The organism is Microvirga sp. P4_A5 (genome assembly GCF_056402495.1).
Genome location: NZ_JBFUHH010000134.1, coordinates 1 through 9,551 on the forward strand (window position 1 = coordinate 1; position 9,551 = coordinate 9,551).

Annotated in this window: 8 protein-coding genes; 3 read left to right on the forward strand and 5 right to left on the reverse strand. The window is 63.4% G+C overall.

Annotated elements, in window-relative coordinates; genetic code table 11:
• From AC1DVM_RS21345 to AC1DVM_RS21355, 3 genes are all read left to right on the forward strand, one after another.
• Positions 1-291 (forward strand): oligopeptide/dipeptide ABC transporter ATP-binding protein (locus AC1DVM_RS21345; protein WP_477257832.1); only part of this gene is annotated, 291 nt, incomplete at its 5' end.
• A gap of 65 nt (positions 292-356) precedes the next feature.
• Entirely contained in the window at positions 357-1,310 is a 954-nt protein-coding gene (locus AC1DVM_RS21350) for an ABC transporter ATP-binding protein (RefSeq protein WP_477257834.1), read from the forward strand.
• A gap of 13 nt (positions 1,311-1,323) precedes the next feature.
• On the forward strand, positions 1,324-3,066 hold the full coding sequence (locus AC1DVM_RS21355; protein ID WP_477257836.1) for a hypothetical protein: 1,743 nt from the start codon (positions 1,324-1,326) through the stop codon (positions 3,064-3,066).
• A gap of 93 nt (positions 3,067-3,159) precedes the next feature.
• Here the strand turns inward: AC1DVM_RS21355 and AC1DVM_RS21360 are convergent, their stop codons facing one another.
• The 5 genes from AC1DVM_RS21360 to AC1DVM_RS21380 form a co-directional block, all read right to left on the reverse strand.
• Entirely contained in the window at positions 3,160-5,178 is a 2,019-nt protein-coding gene (locus AC1DVM_RS21360; protein WP_477257838.1) for a CocE/NonD family hydrolase, read from the reverse strand.
• Between the two features lie 56 nt (positions 5,179-5,234).
• Positions 5,235-6,719 carry an MFS transporter gene (locus AC1DVM_RS21365; RefSeq protein WP_477257840.1) on the reverse strand — a complete coding sequence of 495 codons (1,485 nt, stop codon included), beginning with the start codon at positions 6,717-6,719 and terminating at the stop codon, positions 5,235-5,237.
• A 146-nt stretch (positions 6,720-6,865) separates the two neighbouring features.
• Positions 6,866-7,750, reverse strand: a complete 885-nt coding sequence (locus AC1DVM_RS21370) for an ABC transporter permease (protein ID WP_477257842.1) — start codon at positions 7,748-7,750, stop codon at positions 6,866-6,868.
• A 36-nt stretch (positions 7,751-7,786) separates the two neighbouring features.
• A complete protein-coding gene (locus AC1DVM_RS21375; protein WP_477257844.1) occupies positions 7,787-8,488 on the reverse strand; it encodes an aspartate/glutamate racemase family protein in 702 nt (233 codons plus the stop codon).
• Positions 8,485-9,551 (reverse strand): mandelate racemase/muconate lactonizing enzyme family protein (locus AC1DVM_RS21380; protein WP_477257846.1); only part of this gene is annotated, 1,067 nt, incomplete at its 5' end. The genes AC1DVM_RS21375 and AC1DVM_RS21380, both read right to left, overlap by 4 nt.

The following is a 9,551-nucleotide window of genomic DNA, read 5'->3' on the forward strand; positions in this document are numbered from 1 at the left end:
ACGCGCTTACTCCTCAAGGCGATGCCGCACCTTGGGGGCAACGCCTTGCGCGCGCGTCTGGCGACCATCCCCGGCCAGGTGCCGGGTCCGATGGCGGCGATCAGCGGATGCATCTTCAGTCCCCGCTGCCCGAGCGCCATCGAGCGGTGTCAAAAAGAACGCCCGCCGGTCGCGCCCGCGGGTCCCGGGCGATCCGTGGCGTGCTGGCTGGCCGATGCCGCCGCTGGAGCCGAAGGCCCGGGGGGTCCCCCTCGACCGATGCGCTCTGCGACCGAAGAGATGCTGCAATGATTCAGGCAAACACGATGGAAACGGCACCCACCCGGAACGAAATGCAGAGCGCATCAGGACCTCCGATGTTGGATATCCGTGGGTTGTCCAAGGAGTTTCCGGTCCGTGGAAGCCGCGAGACGGAAGTCGTTCGCGCACTTCAGGATGTCAGCCTGCATGTGAACCGGGGCGAAACCGTCGCGGTGGTTGGGGAAAGCGGCTGCGGCAAGACTACGCTTCTGCGTTGCATCACCGGAATGCTGGAACCAACGGCCGGCTCAGTGCGCTTCAGTGGCAACAACCTCACGGGCATCAGCCGGCGCGAGTGGCAGCCCTATCGGCGGCGGATCCAGATGGTGTTTCAGAAGCCCTATGCTTCGCTGAACCGCCGCCGGACCGTTGGCGAAATCGTCGAGATGCCCCTGGTCGTACACGGGATCGGAAAACGCGCCGACCGCGCGCGGCAGGTCGAGAAAACGTTGGAGTCGGTCGGCCTCGCCGTCGCCTTCCGCAACCGCTACCCGCACGAACTTTCCGGCGGCCAGCAGCAACGCGTGGCGATCGCGCGCGCCCTGGTGCTGGAGCCCGACGTGATCGTCGCGGACGAGCCGGTTTCGGCGCTCGATGTTTCGGTGCAGGGCAAAATCCTCAACCTGCTGCTCGACCTCCAGGCGGAGCGTGGATTGTCCTACTTGGTGATCTCGCACGATCTCGGCGTGGTAGAGCGTGTGGCCGATCGGATCCTTGTCATGTATCTCGGCCGCGTGGTCGAGGAGGGGCCAGCGCATGAGATTCTGCACAACCCCAAACACCCCTATACCAAAGCGCTGATCGGCTCGACACCACAGATCGGCGTTCGGGCGCGCGTGACCGCGCCGCTGACGGGGGAAATTCCCTCCCCGCTTTCGCCGCCGTCCGGTTGCGCCTTTCATCCCCGTTGCCAATCGTACCTGGGAGACATCTGCCGCACGAGCCTACCGGCGATCACCGCTCTTTCCGAAGGCGTGACGGTCCGCTGTCACAAGTACAATCCAACATAGCCGAGGTCGAACAATGGGCGAGATTCTGATCCGTAACGTCAGCGGCGCGCAGAGCTGGGCGCACGCCCGTCTTCTGGGAAGCGCGCTCAGCGCGCTGGGAGCGACCGTTGCGCGGGTGACGGAGGGGCCGAGCGACACGCGGGGCATGCTCGTCGCCCGAGCGCCAGGTCTCGATGCCGCGAGTCTCGAGCAACAGCTCGAAACTCTGCGGCGCGACCCTGCTATGCGGGCGTACCTGCAGGGCATCGCGGTCGAGCCTCTTTCTGCGGATGAACGGCGCGCGTTGCGCACTGAGCCGCTTCAGGATGTGACCATCGCTCTCTTCGGAAGCGCCGGAGCGCCCTATCACCAATTGGACGTCTTTGCCTCAGCGGGCTTCGACGTAGCCCCTATCGGCTCGGCGGCGGTCCGGTCCGGCGCGCTCGAGCAGGTGGATGTTTTCGTGATGCCGGGCGGCGGCTGGGAGTTCATGGACGGCCAGCTGCGCCGTCTGGGAGTCGACGGGGCCAAGATGGTCCGATCCTTCGTCGAGAGCGGAGGCTGCTATCTTTCCTCCTGCGCCGGCACCCATTCGATTCTGCAACAGCCGGCCGGGATCGTGCCCGATTGGCACCCGGCTTACGGCGAGATGCCGAAGCTTTCGGCGGAGAGTTGGCTGAAGGGTGAGCGCAGCTCGCATTATGTTCGTTCCCCCGGGATCGGGGTGATCCGGGTCCGACCGAACGACAAGGACCACCTGCTTGTGCTGGGTTTGCCCGACGAATTCGACTGCGTCTATTACAACGGTCCCATCATCCTTCCGGCGGATGCGGGATATACCTCCATTCTCGATTGCGTGGCGCCAGAGCCGAAAAGGTTCACGCCTGGAGAAGGGCTCTTCGGGAACGACCCGGTGCGGCTCGAGGACACGGCGATGGCCGAGGCTGGCAGAAAACATCATTCCGCGGGAGGCATGCAGCCTCTAGCGGCAGGCTGGGTCGTCGGCTTCGGACTTCACCCGGAATTCGGCTGCGATCCGACGATGCTGGACTGGGGCGTCGCCGCGCGGCTTCTCGTCAACGCTGCCGAGTGGACAACCGCGCAGTCAGGTTCGCCCGAGGCGAAGAGCGACAGGGCATCTTTCGATCCCTCGGGCTGGAGCGCGACATCCGACATGTCTTCGCCCGGGCAAGTCCATGCGGTGGCACTTGCGCATCTCCGCGACATCGAGGCCCGCTTCGACGTGCTTTCCAAGATGCCGGCCGCCGAGATTGCGCCCTGGTTAGACCGTGACATCGCCCGCTCTGCGTTCGGTCTGACGCCGGAGGAAATCTGGACATCGACATTGGCGAAGGGCGCTCAACTGTCGCGCGAGATGATGGAACGGCTAGAGATTTGGGCTGGCACCTGTGAGCAATCCGCCGACCTGTCGGGAGGCGCATCGGAGCCTGTCAAGCGCCGGGCTGCCGACCTGCGGGAGAATGCCCTCCGCGTCATGGCGTTGCCGGCGGTCGATGCCGAGCGCCAGGACTTGGGATTCAAGGGGCTGACCGCACTGCTCTCGGACGTCAAGGAACTGCTGGAGACCCTGTCGGCGGATGGCGAATTTCTGCCGTTCAAAGCGGTGGCCATGTCCTACCTTGGCGCCTTCGGCCGCCTCACGGCCGCCTCTCTGACCCTCAGCGCGAGTCAGGCGATGTTAGTCCGGGCCCGCATGATGGCAGAGCTTTCCCTTATCGCTGCAAGAGGGGCCACAGCCGCGCCGGCCACGGCTTGACAGCACAGGCCCGCGAACTAAGTGCGCGCGATGCGGGTGTGGTTCGCCATTCCTGCAACGGTCGGCGCGAGTTGTCGACGAATCACTCGGCGGCTAACTCTCGGTACTTTTGTGCCCGCTGAGAGACTTCAGCGTGGAGAGTGGCACCACCGGTAAAACGATGTGAGATGCTAGTACACGGTCCATGTGGACCGTATTGACCGCAGCGTTCCGGCGCTGGGCCTCGCCTTCCGGTTCGCCGGTATTGGGGTTAACGTCGAACTTCGGGAAGTTGCTGGAGGCGATGTCGAGCCGGATGCGCTGACCCGCTTTGAACAGGTTGCAAGTCGCCAGCGGTTCAATGGTGATCTGGTAGACCTTTCCCGGCTCCATGAGGCTCGGCGCCTCGAAAGAATCGCGGTACCGGCAACGCAGAATTCCGTCGGTGAGGTTCATTGCAAAACCCTGCGGATTATCCGCGGTCGGGGGATGCACCACCACGAGCTTGGCGGTGAAATCGGTGTCCGGGCAATCGGACGACACATGCAGACGAACTTTGATCGGCCCGATGACCGCCATGTCTTGCGCGAGCGGCGGGGTCTGGAACACGAGCACATCGCGCCGCGCGGCGAGCGGCAAGCCGGGATGCGTACAGCCAAAGAAGCGCGTTTCCTCGCGCTGATCAAAAGCTCCGCCGGAAAAAATCGGCCGGCCCGACGTGAGCGCGCCGCCGATGGTTGGAACCGGGTTGGCCGGATCGAAGTCGTACGATAGCGGCTGTGCGTCCGCAGCCGGTTCCTCGGAAGAAAGAAGTCCGTCCGGATGCAGGTAGTACCGCACGAAACGTGTATCCGGCAACGGCCAGTCGTTGGCTGCAATCCAGCGTCCGCCATGATCAAAACGGCCATCCGCGTTGCGGCACCCAGAACCACCGCCCATCAGAAAGAGGCGCACAGCCGGTTCGGCGTCCACACCGTTTGCATCGCCCTTGATCCAATGGTCGAACCAGCGGCGCCGAAAAGTCCGCCAGTTCGTATCGACATTGCCGTCGAAGTACGCTGCTTCGCCGAAGTCGACATCGCCAGAATGCGAGATGTTGCGGTCCCCGTGAAGCCAGGGGCCCATAATCAGCCGGACGGGGCCGCGCTTGCCCTTCTTCAGGCTGACAAAGTTGTCCGTGGCAGACTTCACGTAAACATCGTACCAGCTGGAGACGTAGACCTGAGGGACATCTGCGAAACTGTCGTAGTAGCCCTCCGCATAGATGCCGAGCTGACGCCAGAACGGGCCGAAGGTGCCGTTGCGCCATTGGTCGAACACGTAATCCTCGTATTCGGGCACGGCGCTGAGTGGCGAATGACCGGGCTTCCAGGGCATGGCGGAGAACCAGGCGTGGATGTTCTCGCGATCGAGGGCCGCGCGCACGAGCGGGTCGCGTTTGGCGGCGACACTCTCCTTCGCCTGGCTGATGCCCCACGTCCACTGCTTCATCTCGAGTGCGCCGCCCTGGCGGATTCCAGAATGATAGGCATTCGAGAAACCTCCCGAATCCACCACCAGCGCCGCAAGCCCTTCAGGTGCCAGACAGGCGGGCGCGACCTGCGTGTGAGCCGCGTAGCTCAAACCCATCATGGCAACCCGGCCATCACACCAGGGCTGCTCCCTGATCCACGCGATCGTGTCGACCCCGTCCTCGCCCTCGGACAAGTACTTGACGAACTTTCCTTCCGAGCCGTAGCGGCCGCGACAATCCTGATAGACGACCACGTAGCCCCGCGCGACGAACTCGGTTGCGACCTCCGCCCGCGACATCGGCGTGCTGTCGTTGCGGTCCATCTCCGAGCGCGACGGCTCCGCCTTTCCATAGGGCGTTCGCTCGAGAACCACAGGAAACGGCACGTCCAAAAGTCGGCCGTCGCGCGCCGGATAGTAAATATCCGTAGCAAGGCGTGTCCCGTCGCGCATCGCCACCATCATGTCGCGTTCGACGATCGCCTCATGGACATGAGGAAGCAACGCAGAGGCCAATGAAGCCATCGTGTATATCCCAAAACTGAAACTCGTAACGTTGTGTGCACTAAAGGTGCAGTCGTTCAGGACGCTCGGCCGCGAGCCTTGCAGCAGCGGCGTCAATGATTCCCCGCGTGGCGTAGAGCGCCATCATGTCGGCAGAGAGCAGATCGAAGGATTCATGCGACCTTTTCCCTGTCGTTCCAAACACGCCTCAGCGGCGTGCGCCAGGAGGCCAGCATTCCTACGGCCGCAGTGGCTGCCACGACCAGAAAGGCATTCCGAAAGCCGGAGAGCAGAGCTCGGGTCATGTCCTCGCGCACAGTCTCAGACAGACTGGACAGCATAGCCGGCCCCTGGTCGAGCAGCGCGTTGAAGGCCGCAACGGCCGTCGGGTCCTGCGACCCCAGCGCGTAAAAGAGCGCGCTGCTGACGGTAACGGTGCCAATGGAGGCACCGAGCGATCGGGAAAACTGGACGGCCCCGGAGGCGGCGCCGCGACCTTCCTTCCCGGCGACATGCTGGACTGTGACTTGGAGCACACCCATCACGGTTCCAAAGCATATCGCAATGACCCCATAGAGTACCTGCAGCGCGAGCGTGTCGAGCAGCGGAAAAGTCATTCCGAGAACGAGCAGGGACAGCACCGCAACGCTCAGCCCCACCGACGGAAAGATCATCGTGCGACCGGTGCGACTGACAAGCCGCCCGCACAACAGCGAGCCTATCCCGACGCCGGCCGTCAGCGTGAAAAGGAGCGTGCCGATTTCGGCAGGCGACAGGCCGCGAACAGCGCGCAGGAAAATCGGCGTGAAGGTGACCAGCGACACGAATGCGGCACCATGACTGCCGGCCACCACGGCGCAACGCCAGATCGTAGGCCTGGACAGAAGATCGAGCGGGAAAAGTGGCGTCTCCACCCGCTTCTCCACTTTCAGCAGCGCCAGGAGGCAGATCGCCGCAGTAGCCAGAAGTGCATAGGAAGCAACGCTTCCCGAACGACCGGGAAGCGGTAACATTTGGATCGCGAGAAGCAGCGGGACAATGGTCCCGGCAAACAGCGCGAGGCCAAGTGCATCGAACCGCCGCTTTCCGGTCGGCGCATCCTGACGATCGGGTAGGCGAAAAGCCAACGCGAAGGCAAGCATCGCGAATGGAATGCTTGATAGAAACACCGCGCGCCACCCGAACTGTGCAGCGATCAAACCGCCGGCCAACGGGCCGAACGTCGTGGCCGCCAAGGCCACCGTGGCGAGATAGCCCTGGTAGCGACCACGCTCGCGCAACGGGACACCGTCGCCGATCAGGGCATGCGACAAGGTCATCAGGCCGCCGCCGCCAAAGCCCTGGAGCGCCCTCGCCGCAATGAGAACCTCGAAGCTAGGCGCGACCGCGCAGGTCAGCGCACCAAGCATAAAGATCAGAAGTGCGATCAGCAGCATGCGCCTGCGACCCAACAGGTCGCCGAGGCGACCATAGACAGGTGCCATGAGCGTATTGGCGACAAGATAGCCGACGACGACCCACGATATGAGTGCCACATGCCCGAAATCGCCCACGATGGCCGGAAGGGCCGTGGCCACGAGCGTCTGATCCGACACCGCAAGAAACATCGGCAGAGCGACAGAAGGGAATACGCGAAAGAACAAGGAACGTTGGGTCATGCAGCGGCTCACCGAATGATGACCGGGGAACGTCGCTTGTCCCCGACCGCTGGTGCGGGGCCCAGCGACGAAGCGCGAAAGGGCGAAGGCCTGGTCGGGCTTCTGCGCGAGGTCGGTCCGATCTAACCTCGCGCAGAGAAAGTGGCTTAGCGTCGAACCCGTGGGTCGAGAATGTCACGGAGTCCATCACCCAAAAGGTTGAAGGCAAGGACAGTCAGAAAGATCGCAAGGCCAGGGAAGATCGACATGAATGGGGCGTTGATGAGATACTTCTGCGCTTCATTCAACATCGCGCCCCATTCCGGTATCGGCGGTTGAGCGCCGAGGCCAAGAAAGCTCAAGACCGCCGCTGACAGGATCGCATCGCCCAGACTCAAGGTGGAGTACACGACGATTGGGCCCAGAATGTTCGGCAGAATGTCCCGGAAGATGATGCGGTGATGCGGTGCGCCGATTGCTTGCGATGCTTCCACGTAGGTGAGGGTCCTGACCGACAGCGTGGAGGCTCGTGCAAGACGCGCGAACCGTGGCACCCGAACGATGCCGATGGCCAAGATGCCGTTCTCCAAGGAGGGCCCGAGGATGGTTGCAATCAGGATGGCTAGGAGCACGTATGGGAGCGCCATCATGATGTCCATGGCGCGCATGATCAGGTTGTCGACGATGCCGCCGAAGTATCCGGCGATGAGACCGAGCGTCGTCCCGATCGTGAGCGAGATGCCCACCGAGAGCAGGCCCACCCAGAGGGAGATCCGCGCTCCGTAAATCACGCGGCTGAAAATGTCGCGGCCCAGATGATCGATACCGAACCAGTGCTGCCAGGATGGCGGCGAGGTCACTGAATCGGTGTAATCATCCGGTTTGAAGGGCGCGATGTATTGCGCGAAGATGCTGATGAAGATCAACAGGCCGATAAAGGCAAGGCCTGCTATTGCCGGCTTGCGCCGTTTTAGAACCCGCCAGACGTCTCGGGCACCGTCGGGCATCCATCCCGTCCGGCCAACCACCGCGCTGCCCGTTGCACCTGTCATTCGCTCGTCACTCCAGAAAGTACGCTGTCACGCCGCTCACGCAGCGAGGTTGATGGCCTTGCGGCCATAAGCCTGCATGACCGCGAGTGCCTCCGCCATCTTCACCGCGGAGACGATCGGGTTCACAAGCGGCAGTCCTGCCTCGTCGGAAGCCTCGGCGAGAAGGGCCGGCTCCATAAAGGCGACGGACATGCAGCCGAGCAGCATGACCTCGGCGCCCTTCGCCTTCGCGCTCTTGAGCATGTCGAGGAGGATGGCTTGCGTGCGCCGGGGATCTTTGTACAGCTCGAGCACCGGAATACCCAGGGCATGACTCGAGACAAGGCGATGCTCGGCGAGGCCGGCCTCGCGCACCATCCGACGCTTCAGCCGTGCGCGCTCGTCCGAGATGGTGATCATCGAGAAGCGCTTGTCGCCGACCGTACCGAGCAGCAGGGTCGATTCTCCAGGGCCCACCACCGGCTTCTTCGATTGCTCCCGCGCGCCTTCCAGGCCCGTGTCGCCGGCGCATCCGATGATGAAAGTGTCGTAATCCGCTTGGCGCTCCATGATGAAGGAGAGCACGTGCGGCATCGCCTTGAACTCGTCGACCGCGTTTTCGATCGAGCGCGGTCCATCTGCGACCTGGCTGACTTCCACATGCGATCCGTGAGCCGCGATGGCGTTGAGAATGCCCTCTCGGCGGGCCTTCTCGGCTGGCGTGAGGCCGATGCCGGGAACGAGATAGCAAATCTTCATGACACCCTCTCTTCGGCCCGAGCGGTGCTCGGTGCTGCTTCCTGGTCAAAAACAAGTCGCGCCTGGTCGATGACGATTCCCAGTCCCGGCCCCGGTGCGATATCGGCCCGCCCCTGCGCCAGCTTGAAGCCGCTCGCGAGATCGAAGCTCACCCGGCTTGGGCCGTTGATCTCCGCGAAGCAGATCGTTGGACGGGCATGGACGAGATGGACTGCCGCCGCGCTGCCGATCGTGGTGTCGAGACTTCCGATCTGGCAGGCTACGCCCGCGCTTTCGGCCACTGCCACAAGCTTCAGGGCGGGATGAAGCCCGCCGGTCTTGACGAGCTTGATATTGATGTAATCGCAGGCTCCCGCATCCAACGCCTTGAAGGCATCCTGCGCAGAGCGCACGCCTTCGTCCAGCATTACAGGCATGGGAACCCGCCGGCGCAGTTCTGCGCTGCCGCGGTAGTCGAAAGCTGGCATGGGCTGCTCGACCATCTGAATGGTGTGACGCGCAGCCTTGTTGAGGAAGCGGGTCGCATCGGGAAGGTTCCATGCCTGGTTTGCGTCAAGCTTGAGATGAACGTCATTTCCGACAGCCTCGCGAATGGCCGCAATAGCCGCCAGTTCTGCCGCATCGTCGATGCCCGTCTTGATCTTGAGTGTGCGAAAGCCCGCCGCCACGAAGGCGCGGGCCTGTTCCACCATGGCGCCTGTCGCACCAACGCTGATTGCCTTGGAGGAATCGATTGGTCCGCGCGCTGAACCGCCCAGCAGCACGGAGACGGACAGATTCGTGCTGTGCCCGACAGCGTCGAAGAGAGCCATGTCGAGGGCAGATTTCGCCGCGGTGTTGCCGGTTGCGGCCGCGTTCATCGCCCGATGGGCGCCCTCGATATCGGCGGCCTCGCGGCCGATGAGCGCCGGCGCGAATTTGGCGCGGATGGCGGCGGCAATCCCCTCCCCGGTCTCGCCGGTGATCTGGAGGCTCTCCCGGGCCTCGCCATATCCCTCCGCACCGTCCGAGAGACGCAGGCGCACGATCGCATAGGCGGCACTATCGTAGGTGTGTAGCGAGG

Coding starts and splice junctions, on each gene's coding strand:
- AC1DVM_RS21370 (WP_477257842.1), bottom strand. CDS start 7,750: ATGACAGGTGCAACGGGCAGCGCGGTGGTTGGCCGGACGGGATGGATG.
- AC1DVM_RS21350 (WP_477257834.1), top strand. CDS start 357: ATGTTGGATATCCGTGGGTTGTCCAAGGAGTTTCCGGTCCGTGGAAGC.
- AC1DVM_RS21365 (WP_477257840.1), bottom strand. CDS start 6,719: ATGACCCAACGTTCCTTGTTCTTTCGCGTATTCCCTTCTGTCGCTCTG.
- AC1DVM_RS21375 (WP_477257844.1), bottom strand. CDS start 8,488: ATGAAGATTTGCTATCTCGTTCCCGGCATCGGCCTCACGCCAGCCGAG.
- AC1DVM_RS21355 (WP_477257836.1), top strand. CDS start 1,324: ATGGGCGAGATTCTGATCCGTAACGTCAGCGGCGCGCAGAGCTGGGCG.